This window comes from Kitasatospora sp. NPDC092948 (assembly GCF_044754805.1).
Classification (GTDB): domain Bacteria; phylum Actinomycetota; class Actinomycetes; order Streptomycetales; family Streptomycetaceae; genus Kitasatospora.
Genome location: NZ_JBIVPU010000006.1, coordinates 351,697 through 367,826, shown reverse-complemented (window position 1 = coordinate 367,826; position 16,130 = coordinate 351,697). Strand labels below are relative to the sequence as shown.

The 16,130-nt window shown below is 74.0% G+C and carries 17 protein-coding genes; 10 read left to right on the top strand and 7 right to left on the bottom strand.

From position 1 onward, the window contains the following. The first annotated feature begins 15 nt into the window (after positions 1 to 15). The 3 genes from ACIQF6_RS21030 to fxsA all read left to right on the top strand — a co-directional run bounded on the left by ACIQF6_RS21030 (position 16) and on the right by fxsA (position 4,030). Positions 16 to 1,629 (top strand): amidohydrolase, encoded by a 1,614-nt coding sequence (locus ACIQF6_RS21030; RefSeq protein WP_400897104.1) that lies wholly within the window; start codon positions 16 to 18, stop codon positions 1,627 to 1,629. A 63-nt stretch (positions 1,630 to 1,692) separates the two neighbouring features. Beyond that, on the top strand, positions 1,693 to 3,297 hold the full coding sequence (lnt, locus tag ACIQF6_RS21025; protein ID WP_400897102.1) for an apolipoprotein N-acyltransferase: 1,605 nt from the start codon (positions 1,693 to 1,695) through the stop codon (positions 3,295 to 3,297). 148 nt (positions 3,298 to 3,445) lie between these two features. Further along, a complete protein-coding gene (gene fxsA, locus ACIQF6_RS21020) occupies positions 3,446 to 4,030 on the top strand; it encodes an FxsA family membrane protein (RefSeq protein WP_400897100.1) in 585 nt (194 codons plus the stop codon). A 219-nt stretch (positions 4,031 to 4,249) separates the two neighbouring features. Here the strand turns inward: fxsA and ACIQF6_RS21015 are convergent, their stop codons facing one another. The 3 genes from ACIQF6_RS21015 to ACIQF6_RS21005 form a co-directional block, all read right to left on the bottom strand. Beyond that, complete coding sequence (locus ACIQF6_RS21015) at positions 4,250 to 4,624, bottom strand: RNA polymerase-binding protein RbpA (RefSeq protein WP_073816413.1); 375 nt, start codon at positions 4,622 to 4,624, stop codon at positions 4,250 to 4,252. A gap of 248 nt (positions 4,625 to 4,872) precedes the next feature. Next, positions 4,873 to 6,426, bottom strand: coding sequence for a hypothetical protein (locus ACIQF6_RS21010; RefSeq protein ID WP_400897098.1), 1,554 nt, complete (start codon positions 6,424 to 6,426; stop codon positions 4,873 to 4,875). 127 nt (positions 6,427 to 6,553) lie between these two features. Next, complete coding sequence (locus ACIQF6_RS21005) at positions 6,554 to 6,748, bottom strand: hypothetical protein (RefSeq protein ID WP_014134294.1); 195 nt, start codon at positions 6,746 to 6,748, stop codon at positions 6,554 to 6,556. A gap of 194 nt (positions 6,749 to 6,942) precedes the next feature. Between ACIQF6_RS21005 and ACIQF6_RS21000 the strand changes: the two genes are divergently transcribed. The 5 genes from ACIQF6_RS21000 (at position 6,943) to ACIQF6_RS20980 (ending at position 11,033) form a co-directional block, all read left to right on the top strand. Next, entirely contained in the window at positions 6,943 to 7,344 is a 402-nt protein-coding gene (locus ACIQF6_RS21000) for an ankyrin repeat domain-containing protein (protein WP_400897095.1), read from the top strand. Between the two features lie 21 nt (positions 7,345 to 7,365). Next, a complete protein-coding gene (locus ACIQF6_RS20995) occupies positions 7,366 to 7,845 on the top strand; it encodes a GNAT family N-acetyltransferase (protein WP_400897093.1) in 480 nt (159 codons plus the stop codon). Between the two features lie 237 nt (positions 7,846 to 8,082). Next, on the top strand, positions 8,083 to 9,537 hold the full coding sequence (locus tag ACIQF6_RS20990; protein ID WP_400897091.1) for an endo-1,4-beta-xylanase: 1,455 nt from the start codon (positions 8,083 to 8,085) through the stop codon (positions 9,535 to 9,537). A 94-nt stretch (positions 9,538 to 9,631) separates the two neighbouring features. Continuing rightward, a complete protein-coding gene (locus tag ACIQF6_RS20985; RefSeq protein WP_400897089.1) occupies positions 9,632 to 10,492 on the top strand; it encodes a DNA polymerase subunit beta in 861 nt (286 codons plus the stop codon). Further along, a complete protein-coding gene (locus tag ACIQF6_RS20980) occupies positions 10,485 to 11,033 on the top strand; it encodes a GNAT family N-acetyltransferase (protein ID WP_400897087.1) in 549 nt (182 codons plus the stop codon). The genes ACIQF6_RS20985 and ACIQF6_RS20980 overlap by 8 nt, the downstream gene beginning before the upstream one ends. A 92-nt stretch (positions 11,034 to 11,125) precedes the next feature. Here ACIQF6_RS20980 and ACIQF6_RS20975 read toward each other — a convergent pair whose 3' ends face one another. The 4 genes from ACIQF6_RS20975 to ACIQF6_RS20960 form a co-directional block, all read right to left on the bottom strand. Next, positions 11,126 to 12,190, bottom strand: coding sequence for a 2,3-butanediol dehydrogenase (locus tag ACIQF6_RS20975; protein ID WP_400897085.1), 1,065 nt, complete (start codon positions 12,188 to 12,190; stop codon positions 11,126 to 11,128). Between the two features lie 180 nt (positions 12,191 to 12,370). Further along, positions 12,371 to 13,021, bottom strand: a complete 651-nt coding sequence (locus tag ACIQF6_RS20970) for a transcriptional regulator (protein ID WP_400897083.1) — start codon at positions 13,019 to 13,021, stop codon at positions 12,371 to 12,373. A gap of 132 nt (positions 13,022 to 13,153) precedes the next feature. Further along, positions 13,154 to 13,780 (bottom strand): YbhB/YbcL family Raf kinase inhibitor-like protein, encoded by a 627-nt coding sequence (locus tag ACIQF6_RS20965; protein WP_400897081.1) that lies wholly within the window; start codon positions 13,778 to 13,780, stop codon positions 13,154 to 13,156. 119 nt (positions 13,781 to 13,899) lie between these two features. Further along, positions 13,900 to 14,400, bottom strand: a complete 501-nt coding sequence (locus ACIQF6_RS20960) for an SRPBCC family protein (protein ID WP_400897079.1) — start codon at positions 14,398 to 14,400, stop codon at positions 13,900 to 13,902. A 238-nt stretch (positions 14,401 to 14,638) separates the two neighbouring features. Between ACIQF6_RS20960 and ACIQF6_RS20955 the strand changes: the two genes are divergently transcribed. After that, a complete protein-coding gene (locus ACIQF6_RS20955) occupies positions 14,639 to 15,490 on the top strand; it encodes an alpha/beta fold hydrolase (protein WP_400897077.1) in 852 nt (283 codons plus the stop codon). Between the two features lie 3 nt (positions 15,491 to 15,493). Further along, on the top strand, positions 15,494 to 16,105 hold the full coding sequence (locus ACIQF6_RS20950) for a TetR/AcrR family transcriptional regulator (protein ID WP_400897075.1): 612 nt from the start codon (positions 15,494 to 15,496) through the stop codon (positions 16,103 to 16,105). The last annotated feature ends 25 nt before the right edge of the window (positions 16,106 to 16,130 follow it).

Genomic DNA, 16,130 nt, shown 5'->3' with positions numbered 1-16,130 from the left:
GCGAGACTGGTCGCCATGACCGAACGCACCGACCGGACCGTCCTGCTGCGCGGCGGCAACGTCTACAGCCCCGCCGACCCCTTCGCCACCGCCATGCTGGTCGAGGGCGAACACATCGCCTGGGTCGGCAGTGACGGAGCCGCCGAGGCGTACGCCGACGTCGCCGACGAGATCGTCGACCTGAACGGCGCCCTGGTCACCCCCGCGTTCGTCGACGCCCACGTGCACGCCACCTCCACCGGCCTCGCCCTCACCGGCCTCGACCTCACCGACTGCGCCTCGCTCGCCGACGCGCTCGCCGCGACCACCGCCTTCACCACCGGCTTCGACGACGGCATCCTGCTCGGCCACGGCTGGGACGAGACCCGCTGGCCCGAGCACCGCGCCCCCGCGCTCGCCGAACTCGACGCCGCCGCGGGCGGAGCCGCGCTCTACCTCTCCCGCACCGACGTCCACTCCGGCCTCGCCACCAGCGCCCTGCGCGCCCTCGTCCCCGACCTGGCCGCCCGCGCCGGGTACTCCGCCGACGGCCCGCTCACCCAGGACGCCCACCACGCCGTCCGCCGCGCCGCGCTCGCCCACCTCACCCCCGCCCAGCGCCGCGCCGCCCAACTCGCCACGCTGCGCCGCGCCGCCGAACTCGGCATCGGCGCGCTGCACGAGTGCGCCGGCCCCGACATCTCCTCCGCCGAGGACCTCGCCGCGCTGCTCGCCCTCGCCGCCGAGACCGACGGCCCCGAGGTGTTCGGCTACTGGGGCGAACTCGGCGCCGAGGGCGTCGAGACCGCCCTGCGGCTCGGCGCGGTCGGCGCCGGCGGCGACCTGTTCGTCGACGGCGCACTCGGCTCGCACACCGCCTGCCTGCACGACGCCTACGCCGACACCGACCACACCGGCGTCGCCTACCTGACCGCCGAGCAGATCGCCGAGCACGTCGTCGCCTGCACCGAGGCCGGCCTCCAGGCCGGGTTCCACGCCATCGGCGATGCCGCGATCACCGCCGTCGTCGACGGCGTCCGCGCCGCCGCCGACAAGCTCGGCGCCGAACGCGTCAAGGCGGTGCGGCACCGGGTCGAACACGCCGAGGCGCTCACCCCCGAGACCCTCGCCGCGTTCGCCGACCTCGGCCTCACCGCCTCCGTCCAGCCCGCCTTCGACGCCACCTGGGGCGGCCCCGACGGCATGTACGTCGAACGCCTCGGCGCCGAACGCGCCGCGCAGCTCAACCCGTTCGCCGCGATGCTGCGCTCCGGCGTCCCGCTGGCCTTCGGCTCCGACGCGCCCGTCACCCCGCTCGACCCGTGGGGCACCGTCCGCGCCGCCGCGTTCCACCGCACCCCCGAGCACCGGATCTCGGTGCGCGCCGCGTTCACCGCCCACACCCGCGGCGGCCACCGCGCCCTCGGCCACGACGCCGACGGCGTCCTGGTGCCCGGCGCAATCGCCTCCTACGCGATCTGGGCCACCACCGACCTGGTCGTCCAGGCCCCCGACAACCGCATCGCCGGCTGGTCCACCGACCCCCGCTCCGGCACCCCCGGCCTCCCCGACCTCACCCCCGGCGAGCCCCTCCCCACCTGCCTGCGCACCGTCGTCCGCGGCCGGACCGTCCACACCCGCCAGGGCTGAGCCGTTCGGGGAGTGCTGTACCTTTCGGGGGACGTCGTACGAGGTAGAGAGAGTGGTGCGCAGGTGGCACTGCCCATTTCGCAGGAGCGCCCGGTGGCCGAGGGGAAGACGGACGCGGTGCCGCAGCGCCGCGGCCGCGGGGGATGGTGGGCCCGGACGGGGCTGGCCGCGGTGTGCGGGACGGCGATGGCGTTCGCGTTCCCGCCGTACGACGTGTGGCCGCTGTCGATCCTCGGGGTGGCGGCGCTGACGCTGCTCACCCGGGGCCGGCGGGCCCGGCACGGGGCCTGGCTGGGCTTCGTGTTCGGGCTGCCGTTCTTCGTGGTGCTGCTGTCCTGGCTGCGGGTGGTGGGCTGGGACGGCGTGGTCGGCCTGTCCGCGATCGAGGCGCTGTTCCTCGCCCTGATGGGCGCGGGCCTGGCGCTCACCTCGAAGCTGCGCGGCTGGCCGCTGTGGGCCGCGATGCTCTGGGTCACCCAGGAGTGGGCCCGCGACCGGCTGCCGTTCGGCGGCTTCCCGTGGGGCCGCCTCGCGTTCGCCAACACCGCCAGCCCGTTCACGCCGCTCGCCGCGCTCGGCGGCGCCCCGCTGGTGACCTTCGCCGTGGCGTCCTGCGGCGCCCTGCTGGCCTGGGCGGCGCTGAGCGTGCTGCGGGCCCGCCGGTCCGGCGCCGCCGTGCTGCCGTGGCGCACCGTCGCGGGCGGCCTGGCCGCCGTCGCGCTGGTGCTGGTCGGCTACGCGGTGCCGGTGCCGACCGCGGCCGCCGAAACCGTGAAGGTGGCGATCGTCCAGGGCAACGTGGACCGTCCCGGCATGGACTTCCTGGGCCGGCCGATGCTGGTCCTCAACAACCACGCGAAGACCACCGAGCAGCTCGCCGAGGACGTCGCGGCCGGCCGGGTGCCCAAGCCCGACGTGGTGATCTGGCCGGAGAACGCCTCCGACCTCGACCCGTTCAGCGACCCCGCCGCGTACGCCCGGATCGACCAGGCCGTGAAGACCATCGGCGTGCCCACCCTGGTGGGCGCGCTGGTCGACGGCCCGGACGAGCAGCACGTGCGCAACGAGGGCATCGTGTGGGACCCGCAGGCCGGCCCGGGGGAGTCGTACACCAAGCAGCACCCGGTGCCGTTCGGCGAGTACGTGCCGTTCCGCGCCGAACTCTCCAAGGTGATCACCCGCCTCCAGCGGGTCGCCCGCGACTTCTACCCCGGCACCGGCAGCGGCGTCATGCACCTCGGCCCGGCCCGGATCGGCGACGTGATCTGCTTCGAGGTGGCGTACGACGAGATCGTCCGCGACACCGTCAACCAGGGCGGCCGGGTGCTGGTCGTGCAGACCAACAACGCCACCTACAACCGCACCGGGCAGACCGAGCAGCAGCTGGCGATGTCCCGCCTGCGCGCCGTCGAGCACGGCCGCGCCGTCCTGATCGCCGCCACCAGCGGCGTCAGCGCGGTGATCACCCCGGACGGCGAGGTCCAGCAGCGCACCAAGGAGCTCGACCAGGAGGTGCTCAGCGCCGTGGTGCCGCTCCGCGACGGCCAGACGGTCGCCGACAAGGTCGGCGCCGGCCCGGAGTGGGTGCTCGCCCTCGGCGGCCTCCTCGCCTGCGGCTACGCGGCCGTCGCCGGGTGGCAGCGGCGGCGGGCGGCCAAGCAGGCCTGAGCGGGGCCGCAGGCAGGGTTTTCGGCCGGTCGGGGCCCGGGTGGCGGAACACCCGGGCCCGCCGGGCCGTTGTCCAGGGTGGTGCCGCTGAACGCGGCCGGAGTCGCCGGCTGCCGCTGAGAGCACCGCGATGGAGTGGATCCGTACCGTGTCCCAGCAAGCGACTCCCACCCGCCCGACCCGGCGCGGGCGTCTGAGGTTCGTCCCGCTGCTGATCGCCGCCTGGCTGGTGCTGGAGATCTGGCTGGTCACGGTGGTGGCCGGCTGGGTGGGCTGGTTCCTGACGTTGATGCTGCTGCTGGCCGGGGTGTTCCTGGGCGCCACGGTGATCAAGCGGGCCGGGGTACGGGCGTTCCGCGCCGCCGTCGAGCTGTCCAAGGACCCGCAGTCCGCGCAGCCGCAGACCGGCACCTCGATGACGGTGCTGGCCGGTGTGCTGCTGATCCTGCCGGGCTTCCTCTCCGACCTGCTGGCCGTCACCCTGCTGCTGCCGCCGACCCGCCTGCTGTGGCGCGTCGTCGCCCGCCGGCTGACCGGCAGCGTGCTGCGCTCCACCGCGCCCGTCGGCGCGGACCGGTTCGCCGACGCCATGCGCCTCCAGGAGCAGCTGCGCATCCACCGCCCCGACGGCAAGGTCGTCCAGGGCGAGGTCGTCGACCCGCCGACCGGCCCGAAGGGCCCGTCCGGCCCGTCCGGCCCGGACACCGAGTACCGGCCGCCGATCGCCCCCTGAGCGGCCGTCCACGGGGCGTCTGCCGCTGTTGAAGCTCCCCCGTTCCACGGAGCGGGGGAGCTTTCCCGTCCGCTCTGCCGCGTCCGCTCCGCCCCGAGCGGCTTCGGTGCGGGCAAGCGGGGCGGCTGCGCGGCTGTGCGCGGGCAACGCTGTGCGGGCAACGCCGAAGGGCCCCGGAACTTCCGGGGCCCTTCGGCAGTGGTACGGGGATTCGGTCCGTCAGGCGGACTTGCGGGAATCCCGCGGGTGGACCGCCAGGTTCATTCCGCCGGAGCGGAGCACGGCCAGGCGCTCGGCCAGGACCTCCTCCAGTTCCTCGCGGGTCCGGCGCTCCATCAGCATGTCCCAGTGGGTGCGGGTGGGCTTGGTCTTCTTCTCCTCGGGCTCCTCGCCGTCGAGGAGTGCGGCCTCCTGGCCACAGAAGCGGCATTCCCACACCACGGGAATCTCCGCCTCGACCGAGAACGGCACCTCGAAGCGGTGTCCGTTCTGACATGCGTACTCGACGGTCTGGCGCGGTGCCAGGTCAATGCCGCGGTCGGTCTCGTAGCTGGTCGCCCCGAGTCGCGTGCCGCGGAGAGCTCGCTCGCTCATGAATCGTGCCTCCCGGGCTTCTTGCCCACAGGACTAGTGGTCGCTGTTCTTCGTCGATGGGTCCAACGCCCGACCTCCGACGAAGATTCCCGTCCGGGGACATGCGTCGCCTGTCGTGCCGCCCCTGTTTGTACCCATGGTCGCCCGATTTGTCACATCTGAGCGGTGATATCACCCGGCGTGTCACATTTTGTGCACTTCTGGTCGGCGGCAGCGGGGGCCCGGAGTGGCGTCCGTCACCACACCGGTCACCGGGCCGGACGCGGCTCGGCCGGCGCGGCGTCCTTGGTGAGTTTCACCTCGGCCCGCTCCCCGGCCTCCGCGCCGGTGTCACGGTGCGGGAGCAGGGCGATCACCGCCTCGCGCAGCGCCTGCGGGGCCTCGTCGTCGAGCGGGTCCACCGTCACCGGCACCTGCACCCGGACCGGGGCGGCGGTGCCGATCCGGGCGTAGCCGCGGCCGGGCGGGGTGTGCGCGGCGGGGGCGATGTCCAGCGGGACGCCGAGTCCGGCCGAGCCGGACTCGGAGGTGATCGGGCCGAGCACCACCCGGGCCCGGGTGCAGGTGTGCACGGTGGCGGCGATCCGGTGGCGGGCCTCCAGGTCGTCCACGAACACCACCGTGACGCGCGCCGCCCGGCCGTGCCGCAGCGGCATCTCCAGCAGCTCCTGCGGGTCGGTGCGGCCCTCGGCGTGGGCGAGCTCGGACAGCTCGGTGAGGTGGTCGAGCAGGATCCACAGCGGCCGGGTGACGTCCGCCGGCGCGGCCACCCCGTGGTGGCGGGCCGCGTTCAGCGCGATCAGCCGCCGCTCGGTCTCCTTCGCCACCCACTCCAGCGCGGCCAGTGCGCCGTGCAGGCTGGTCTCCACGGTGTGCACGCCCGGGCGGTTCACCAGACAGGCGTGCTCGCCGCTGCCGGCCCCGTCCACCACCACCAGGTCGCCGTACGGCAGCGCCTGGAGCGCGATCGAGCGCAGCAGCGTCGAGGTGCCGTACCCGGCGGTGCCCAGCGCCAGCAGGTGCGGCTCGGCCGAGCGCGGGCCGACCCGCCAGACCACCGGCGGCTGCTGCTCGGTCGCCCCGCCCTGCTCGACCGGGATGGTGCGGTGGCTGCCCGCGCCGTCGGTGAAGCCGAGCACGATCTCGCCCGGCGCGGTGACGAACCGCTGCGCCACGATGTCGGCCGGCAGCGGGGCGAGCGCGTGCACCCGCAGCCGGTTGATCTCCTCGTCCCAGTCGAACCGGTACTCCCGGGAGCGGCCGGCCTTGCCCTGCACCACCTGCTCGATCCGGGCCCGGGCGGCGGGCTCGGTGTCGGTGAAGTACGCCGGGTAGGAGATCTCCAGCGCGGAGAGCCGCCCGTCCGGGTCGAACTCCCAGCCGGAGAACGCCGCCCGCCACTCGCCGTCCAGCCGGTACAGCGCGAACGGCTCGTCGATCCCGCCGAGGTACGGGGTGAGGGCGGCGTACAGCGCGGTCAGCTTGGTCTCGGCGAGGTCCGGCTCCGGCTCGGGCGCGGACTTGGGGCGGCGGCCCACCCAGGCGGCCGAGGCGACCAGGGCGACGAGCGCCGTCAGCGGGCCGTGCGGCAGCAGGAAGACGCCGAGCGTGGCGGCCGCGCCGACCAGCAGCGTCGGGCCGCGGCGCTCCTTCGGGGTGGCCGCCCAGCGGGCCTTGGCCCAGTCGGCGTGGCGGCGCAGGCCGCGGCCGATCAGCGTCAGCGGCGCGAACACGTCGGCGGCGTGGTCGCCGGCCGTGCGGGCGAGGTCGCGGCCCCGGTGGAAGTGGCGGGTGAAGGACATGCGGGCTCCGGTGGCGGGGTGGGGTGGTGACGGTGGGTCGGGCTGCGGACTCGACGAAAGGCCCGGGGCGGTGGGACCTCCGCGCCCGGGCCGCTGGGGGCGGGGACCGTTCAGAACTCGAGGCCGCTCAGAACTTGAGGCCGCCGATCAGGCTGGCCAGGCTCGCACCGCCCGCCTGGATGCTCGGGGCGATCGAGGAGCCCGCAACGTAGAAGCCGAACAGCGCGCACACCAGGGCGTGCGAGATCTTCAGCCCGTCCCGGCGGAAGAACAGGAAGGCGATGACGCCGAACAGCACGATGCCGGAGATGGAGAGAATCACGGGTCGCTCCTCACAAGGGCGGGGACAGTGTGACAGAAAGTGCCTTTATGGTGACAAAAAGTAATAGATGATGGTGTGCGGCAAACGGGTGGATCTCACCGGGCCGCCGGGCCCGGCCGAGAACAGCAAGCTCGGAGATCGCCCGAACGGCCGTTTGCCGCCGCGCCCCGGGTGGCGTCGGCTACGGTTCGCGCATGACCGAACACACCGCGCCCGACGCCGACGTCATCGCCCTCGCCGGCCGCCTGTTCGAGGCCGCCCGCACCGGCGACACCGCCCAGCTGGCCGCCCACCTCGACGCCGGCGTCCCCGTCGACCTCACCAACGACCGCGGCGACACCCTGCTGATGCTCGCCGCCTACCACGCCCACGCCGACACCGTCACCGCACTGCTGGAACGCGGCGCCGAACCCGATCGGGCCAACGACCGCGCCCAGACCCCGCTGGCCGGCGCCGTCTTCAAGGGCGCCGTCGACGTCATCGACGCCCTGCTCGCCCACGGCGCCGACCCGACCGCCGGAGCGCCCTCCGCGCTGGAGGCCGCGCAGATCTTCGGAAAGCACGAGCTGGTCGCCCGCCTCACCGCCCCCCGCTAGCGGCCCGTACCCTTGACCGACATGGAGATCCGCACCACCGGCTTCGGGCACCCCGACGCCCAGAAGCTCGCCGCCGAAGTCCAGCAGGAGTACGTCCAGCGCTACGGCGACGGCGACCTGACCGTCATGCACGCCGACCACTTCGACCCGCCCGCCGGGCTGTTCGTGATCGGCTACCAGGACGGCCTGCCGGTGGCCTGCGGCGGATGGCGGGCCAAGGAGCAGGACGCCGACGGCCTGCGCGACGGGGACGCCGAACTCAAGCGGATGTACGTCGTCCCCGCCGCCCGCGGCAAGGGCCACGCCCGCACCCTGCTGCGCCACCTCGAAGCCACCGCGATCGCCGCCGGCCGCACCCGGCTGGTGCTGGAGACCGGCACGCTGCAGCCCGAGGCGGTCGGCCTGTACACCTCCGAGGGCTACGCGGACATCCGCAAGTTCGGCTACTACAAGGACCACGAGCTCAGCATCTGCATGGGCAAGGAACTCACCGCGCTGTAACTTTCGCACCCGCCGGGCGAGTCGGAGCGGCCGTCGACCCGTGATCAGCGGGCGGCGGCCGCTCCGCCGTTCCCCCGACCCGCCGCAGGTCGGGGCACCGGCAGGCCCGCGCACCGCCGAACACCCTTGAGAGCAGAGCCCGTTGACGCCACCGTCCGCCGCCGCGGCGGTCCGTTGCCCGGGGAGCGCACCCGACCGTACGGTCCGTGCACCCACCCACCCCCGGAAGGACGAACCATGGCTGCACAGTTGCGCGCAGCACGCCGCGGGCGCGCCCTCGCGGCGCTCGCCGTCGCCGCCGCCGGCGGACTGCTGGCCGCCGCCACCCTCGGCAGCGGGCCCGCCGGAGCCGCCGGCGGCACCCTGCACGACCTCGCCGAGGCCAAGGGCCGCTACTTCGGCACCGCCCTCACCCAGTCCAACCTGAACAACTCCACGCTCACCGCCGTCGCCGGCGCCCAGTTCGACATGGTCACCCCCGGCAACGAGATGAAGTGGGACACCACCCAGCCCTCCGCCACCACCTTCAACTTCGGCCCCGGCGACCAGATCGTCTCCTTCGCCAAGGCCCACAGCATGCGGGTGCGCGGCCACACCCTGGTCTGGCACAGCCAACTGCCGTCCTGGGTCGGCAGCCTGCCCACCGCGCAGGTACAGGCCGCGATGGAGAACCACGTCACCACCGAGGCCACCCACTACAAGGGCCAGGTCTACTCCTGGGACGTCGTCAACGAGCCGTTCAACGAGGACGGTTCGCTGCGCACCAGCGTCTTCTACAACGCCATGGGCAGCGGCTACATCGCGGACGCGCTGCGCACCGCCCGCGCCGCCGACCCGAACGCCAAGCTGTACCTGAACGACTACAACATCGAAGGCGTCAACGCGAAGAGCGACGCCATGTACCAACTGGTCTCCCAGCTCAAGTCGCAGGGCGTGCCGATCGACGGCGTCGGCCTGGAGAGCCACTTCATCGTCGGCCAGGTCCCCAGCACCATGAAGGCCAACATCCAGCGCTTCGCCGCGCTCGGCCTGGACGTCGCCGTCACCGAACTCGACGACCGGATGCAGGTGCCCGCCAGCGCCGCCAACCTGTCCCAGCAGGCTGCCGACTACTCCACCGTGATCGCCAACTGCCTGGCCGTCAGCGGCTGCGTGGGCATCTCCCAGTGGGGCGTCGGCGACGCCGACTCGTGGATTCCCGGCGCGTTCAGCGGCTACGGCGCGGCCACCATGTACGACAACAACTACCAGCCGAAGGCCTCCTTCAACGCGGCCGTCACCGCGCTCGGCGGCACCGCGGGCTCGCCGTCGCCGTCCTCCTCGCCCTCCTCGTCGCCGTCGCCCTCGTCCTCGCCGTCCGCGCCGCCGACCGGGGCGGGGTGCAAGGTCAGCACCCAGATCAACGCCTGGAACACCGGCCTGACCGAGAACGTCACCGTCACCAACACCGGTGGCAGCGCCGTCAACGGGTGGGCCGTCAAGTTCACGCTGCCCGGCGGGCAGACCGTCACCAGCGCCTGGAACGCCGCCATCAGCCCCGCGAGCGGGCAGGTCACCGCCACCGACCTGTCCTACAACGCGGCCGTCCCGGCCGGCGGCTCCACCAGCTTCGGGTTCAACGCCGATCACACCGGCAACACGGCCGCCGCGACCGGGTTCTCCCTCAACGGGGTGGCCTGCACCGCCGGTTGACCGATCCGTCGGCCGCCGGTCGGCCGGCCGCACCGCGCCCGTCCGGGCGAAACCGCCTCGCGCAGGCGGGCGCGGTGCGGCATCCTGACGGACGATGAAAGAGCACAGTGGAGACAGCGAGTTGACCGAGGCCGAGCTCGGGCGGATCGCCGCGCGGCTGGCCGGGATCGGCGGCATCGTCGGCGTCTGCCTCGGGGGCAGCCGGGCGCGTGGGGCACACGTCGACGGATCCGACTACGACCTCGGCCTGTACTACCGGGCCGGCGAACTGGACACCGCCGCGCTGCGCGCCCTGGCCGCCGAACTCTGCGGCCACCCCGTCGAGGTGACCGAGCCCGGCGGCTGGGGCCCCTGGGTGGACGGCGGCGCCTGGCTGGACGTCGGCGGCGCCCGGGTCGACTGGATCTACCGGGACGTCGACCGGGTCCGCCAGTACGCCGGCGAGGCCCGGGCCGGCCGCTACCTGTCCGGCCAGCAGGCCGGGCACCCGTACGGTGTGCCGTCCTACGCCTACGTCGGCGAGCTGGCGCTGGGGCCGGTGCTCGCCGACCGGGACGGCACACTGACCCGCCTCCAGGCCGAAGTCCGGCCGTTCCCGGCCGAGTTGGCGCAGCGCCTGGAGGCGGACGCCCGTTGGGAGGCGCCGTTCACGCTCACCGTCGCCCGCAAGGGCGCGCGGCGCGGCGACGCCGGGCATGTGCAGGGCTGCCTGTTCCGGGCGGTCGGCCTGCTGGTGCACGCCCTGCATGCGCGGGCCGGGCAGTGGCTGGTCAACGAGAAGGGCGCGATCGCCTCGGCCGGCCGACTCGCCTGTGCGCCACCCGACTTCGAACGCCGGGCCCAGGCCCTGTTCGCGCCCGCCGGGACCGACCCGGCCGCGCTCGGCGCGGTGCTGGACGCCGCGGAGGAACTGGCGGCCGAGGTGCTCGCCGGGGCGGCGGTCCGGCATGGCTGAGTTCGTCGAACTGACCACCCCCCGCCTGCTGTTGCGCCAGTGGCAGGACGGCGACCTGGACCGCTGGGCGGAACTGAACGCCGACCCCGAGGTGCGCCGCCACTTCGGCAGCCTGATGACCCGTGCCGACTCGGCCGCCTCCCTGGACGCCTTCCGGACGGAGCTCGCCGAACGCGGCTGGGGCTGGTGGGCCGTCCAACTCCGCGACGGGGGGCGGTTCCTGGGCTTCGCCGGGCTCGACCCCGTGGACCAGGAGGCACCTCTGGAGGGCGTCGAGGCCGGCTGGCGCCTGCACCGCGACGCGTGGGGCCACGGCTACGCGACCGAGGCGGCGCGGGCCGTACTCCGCTTCGGCTTCGAGGAGTTGGCGCTGCCGGAGATCCTCGCCCTGATCGCGGAGGCCAACGCGCCGTCGCGGGCGGTGGCGGAACGCCTCGGCATGACGTACGACCCGTCCGCGGACTTCGACGACCCGACCCTCCCGCCGGGCCCGCAGCGGCGAACGGTGGTGTACCGGCTCCGGGCGCACCGCAGCCGGTAGCACGGCGACGGCGCCGGTCGTGACGGGGCTGCGGGGAGCCGAAGCCGCGTCACGACAGGCGCCGTCACCCTGCCGGCCAGGGGCGGGCCGGGTCAGAGGCGGGGGTCCACCAGAATCTTGACGGCCGTCTCGTTGTGGTGGATCAGGGTCTCGAAGCCCTCGCTGACGAGGCCGTCCAGCCCGATGGTCCTGGTGATGAACGGCGCCAGGTCGACGCGCCCCTCCTGCACGAGCTTGATGGTCTGCGGGTGGGAGTTGACGTAGGCGATGGTGCCGCGCAGGTCGACCTCCTTGAGGACGAGCTTCTGCATGTCGATCGACGCGGGCTTGCCCCAGATCGAGATGACGGTGATGACCCCGCCCGGCTTGACGGCGTCGAACAGCGTGTCGAGGACGGCGTTGACGGACGTGGCCTCGAACGCGACGTCCGCGCCCTTGCCGTCGGTGAGGCGGCGGACCTCCTCGGCGACATCGGTGACGGCGGGGTCGATGACGTGGTCGGCGACCTTGGTGTCCAGCGCCTTCTGCCGTCGCAGCGAGCTGAGTTCGCTGACCGCGACCTCGACGCCCATCGCCTTGAGCACCGCGCAGGTGAGCAGCCCGATGGGGCCGGCGCCGCCGACGACGGCGAAGTCGCCCGCCTTCGCGCCCGAGCGCTGGAACGCGTGGTACCCGACCGACAGCGGCTCGATCAGGGCCGCCTGGTCCAGCGGGACGTCCCCGACCGGGTGGACCCACCGGCGCCCGACGACGACCTTCTCCGCGAGCCCGCCGCCGCAGCCGCCCAGCCCGATGAAGTTCATGTCGGGCGAGAGGTGGTAGACCGGGTTGTTCTCACTGGTGTCGACGTCGGGGCGCAGGATGTACGGCTCGACCACGACGCGGTCGCCCGGCTTCAGGTCCTCGACGCCGTCGCCCACCGCGTACACGACGCCGGACATCTCGTGGCCGAGCGTCACGGGAGCGGACTCGCCGGAGATCGGGTGCGGGTGGCCGGCCGGCGGGACGAAGATCGGCCCGTCGAGGTACTCGTGCAGGTCGGTGCCGCAGATGCCGCAGTACGCGATGTCGATGCCCACCGTGCCCGGTCGGACCGTGGGCTCCGGGATGTCCTCGATCCGGATGTCGCCGCGGTCGTAGTAGCGTGCAGCCTTCATTCCGAGCTGCCCCCTTCGCCTGTTCTCTGCTCACAGCCTGTGCCGAGCCGTACCGTGCGGGGTACGCCTCGGGCCTTGACGTTGACGATTTAACGAGATGCCCGGGCGCTCGCACCGAATTCCTGGACCACGGGCGTGTCGGCCGGCGTCGTGCGGCAGGCGCGGGTTTGCGGGCAGACCCTAGAGGACGGCCTGCCAGAAGGACGCCTCGTACGCCTGCATCAGCTCCGCGGCGTGCCGGGCGTCCTCGGGGGACTCGCCGTTGTCGAGGGCGCGCTGGAGGAGGGCGAGGGCGGTCGGCTCGAAGTCCGGCGGCAGGGTGGCGAAGTAGCGGAAGAAGGCGGTCGCCTCGGCAGAGAGCCCGTAGTGGCGGGGGAGGGCGGCGGCGAGTCGGCCGCAGTAGCCGCCCCAGAAGCCGAAGTTGGCGAGCAGGGCGAGGACGGTCTGGCTGATCGCGCCGAACTGGGCCAGCCAGGCGAGGTGGTGCGGGTAGGTCTGGGCGGCCGGGCGGGTGCGATAGGCGGCCAGCTCGGCGGGGGAGAGGCCGACGGCGGCGGCGAACGGCGGCAGCAGGTCGAGCGCCTGGCCCTCGCCCTCGGAGAGCCCGAGGAAGAACGCGGCCGCGGTCGGGCCGGACTCCGCGAAGCGGGCGGCGAGCAGGGCGAACGAGCGCCGGTCGCTGCGGATGATCCGGTCCTCCTCGCCGGCGATCCGCTGCAACGCCTCGACCGGCGCGGTGCCCGCCTCCACCAGTTCGACCAGGCGGTTGTGGGCGGCGGCCGGGGCCAGCTCGGCGACGGTGCGCTCGTACAACTCCCGTGCGCTGGTCAAGGGGCACCTCCGGCGGCGCGAACGGCACGGCCGTTGCGGGACCGGCCGTTGCGGGACGGCCGCGGACACCGCCATGCTACGGGCGGTGTCCGCGGCCGCCGGAGCGCCACACCGGCGCCGCCAGACGGTGCGTCAGGCGGGCAGCCGGAAGGTGCCGACGATGCTGGTGGCCCCGACGACGTACGGCTCGATGGCGGCGGTGACCTGCTCGTACGTCAGGCCCGCGGTCGGGAGGGTGGGCGTGGAGAGCGCGTACAGCGTGAACACGTAGTGGTGGGGCTGGCCGGTGGCGGGCGGGCACGGGCCGCCCCAGCCGGACACGGGCCTGCCGTAGATCTCGTAGCTGTTGGTGCCCGGGGTGAACTGGCGGACGCCGTGGCCGTCGATGCGGTGCGTCGCGCCCGGGATGTCGTACAGCACCCAGTGGTGCCAGCCGCCGGCCATCGGTGCGTCGACGTCGTTCACCAGCAGCGCGTAACCCGCCGTGCCGGCCGGGGAGTTGCGCCAGTCCAACCGGGGCGCGAGGTTCTTGCCCTGGCAGGACGAGCCCTCGGAACCCGGCCCGCCGAACTCCGTCCAGGCCGGCAGTTGGCCGCCGTCGCGGAAGTCCGGGCTGGTCAGGGTGAACGGCGTGAGGCGGTCCTTCGCGGAGGCGTCCGCGGTGGTCGCCGGGGCGGCGGCGGTGAGTGTGCAGCTGACGGCCAGCGCGGCGGCGGCGACGGCCGCCGCACGGAATGCGGGCAGGCGGAAATTGATCAACTTGACCCCCGTGTCGTTGATGTGACGCCCAGTCAGTGGCACGGGCGACGGCCGCCAGCTAAGCCGCCATCCGGCGGAGGGTCAAGAGTTTGCACACCGAACAGGCCGCCGGGCGACCGTCAGCCGCGGGCGGCCTGCGTCGACTCGACGGCGGTGCGGAGCCGTCCGAGGGTGGCGCGCATGCCGGCCCGGTTGACGCCCGCCCGGTCGGCGGGGCGGGTGCCGCTGAAGACCCGGCCGAGCAGGTCGGTCAGGCGGGAGCCGCGGCCGGTGCGCAGGTCCTCCCAGTACTCGGTGACGCGGACGGCGTCCGGCCCGTCCGGTTCGATCAGGTAGCCCCAACTGGCCACCGGGAGGCCGAAGGCGCCGACGTGGAAGGCGAATTCCTGCGACGCCCGGGCGACGGTGACCCGGCAGTCGGTGAACCAGACGAACGGGCCCTTGCGGTTGAAGCCCAGGAAGCGGGCGCCCTCGGCGACCGGCCCGCCGCCGAGCCGCCGGATCCCGATGCACTCCGGGCTCCAGCGGGCCATGTTCCGCAGATCCGTGACCGCGGCGTACACCGCCTCGGCCGACGCGTGCACCGTCACGCTCTCCCGGAGGGTCCACAGGCGGGTCACGGATGCCTCCACAGCTGGAAGTGACTGGCGAGTAGGGTCTGGCGTCCCGGACTGTAATCGGTGCGCGGAGAGCGTCGCAAGAGCCCGAAATCGCTTGTCGGAACGGCACTTGACGGGCCGCGAACGCGCTCACTAGCGTGGAACGGGACGACTCGTTCCGACCTCCTGCGGCTCCTGAGCTCGGGCGGCGACGGAAGCGGGGAATCGTGCAAGCGCAGAAGCGGGGAGCGGGGAGCGGATGGAACCGGAGAACGTGCGGATCCCGGTGCCGGGCGCCGAGGCGCTGGCCGCGACGGTGACGGTGCCGGACGGCCCGCCGTCGGCGGTGCTGGTGCTGTGGCCCGCGCTCGGGGTGCCGGCCGGCTACTACACGCCGTTCTGCGCCGAGTTGGCCGCGCGCGGCGTGGCCGTGCTCGCGGTGGACCTGCGCGGGCAGGGGCAGAGCGGGCCGCCCGCCGGCCGCCGGTCGACGCACGGCTACCACGCGCTGGCGGCCCGGGACTTCCCGGCGGCGACCGCGGCGGCCCGCGACCGGTTCGGGCGGGACGTGCCGCTGTACCTGCTCGGCCACAGCATCGGCGGCCAGGCCGCGGTGCTGGCCGCCGCACGCGAACCCGAGGCGGCGGACGGCCTGGTGCTGGTCGCCTCCGGCACGGTGGACCACCGCGGATTCACCGGAGCCGCCCGGTGGCGGGTGCTGGCCAACACCCAACTCGTCGCGCTGATCGCCACGTTGTGGGGCTACTGGCCCGGCCACCGGCTGGGCTTCGGCGGCCGGCAGCCCGCCCGCCTGATGCGTGACTGGGCCCGCCTCGGCCGCACCGGCCGCTTCGCGCCCACCGGCGCCGACCTGGACTACGAGCAGGCCCTCGCCGCGCTCGCCCTGCCCGTCCTCGCGGTCTCCCTCCCCGGCGACCACCTCGCCCCCGCCAGTGCGGTCGACCGCCTGGTCGCCAAGCTCCCCGCCTCCGACGTGCAGCGGCGCCACCACACCCCCGCGTCCGGCGAAGCCGCCGACCACATCCGCTGGGCCCGCTCCGGCGGCAGTGTCGCGGAGCTGATCACCGGCTGGCTGCCGGCCGGGGGCTGAGCCGTGGGGGAGAAGCGGAACCTGCACCCGCTGTTCGACGAACAGGGCGCGCCCGTACGGGACTTGGCGGCCCGGGAGCGAATCCTCACGACCACGCTGCGGGTGCTGGAACGGGTCGGCTACCCGAAGGCGACGGTCGGCGGCATCGCGCAGGAGGCCGGCGTCGGCAAGGCCACCGTCTACCGTTCCTGGCCGCACAAGGCCGCCCTGACCCTGGACGCCGTCCGCACCCGGCTGCCGGACGTCCCGGTGGACGACCTCGGCGACAGCCCGCGCGAAATCCTCGCCGTGGCCCGCGCCCTGGCCGGCCTCTACGGCGCCCCGCAGATCCGGGCGGTCCTGCCCGCCCTGATCGCCGACGCCGCCACCGACCCCGAACTCGCGCACCGCCTGCGCACCGAACTCGTCGAACCCCGCCGCGAACGCTCCGCCACCGTCCTGCGCCGCGCCGTCGCCCGCGGCGTCCTCCCCGCCGACACCGACGTCCTCACCCTGCTCGACATGTGGGCCGGCCTGATGCTCTTCCGCGGCGTCGTGCTGTCCGGCGACGTCGACGACCGCGCCGTCCACGCCCTGGTGGCCGCCGCGCTGGCCTCCCCGCCGAGAATGCCCTGACACCCCTGATACCCGTGACGTCCCT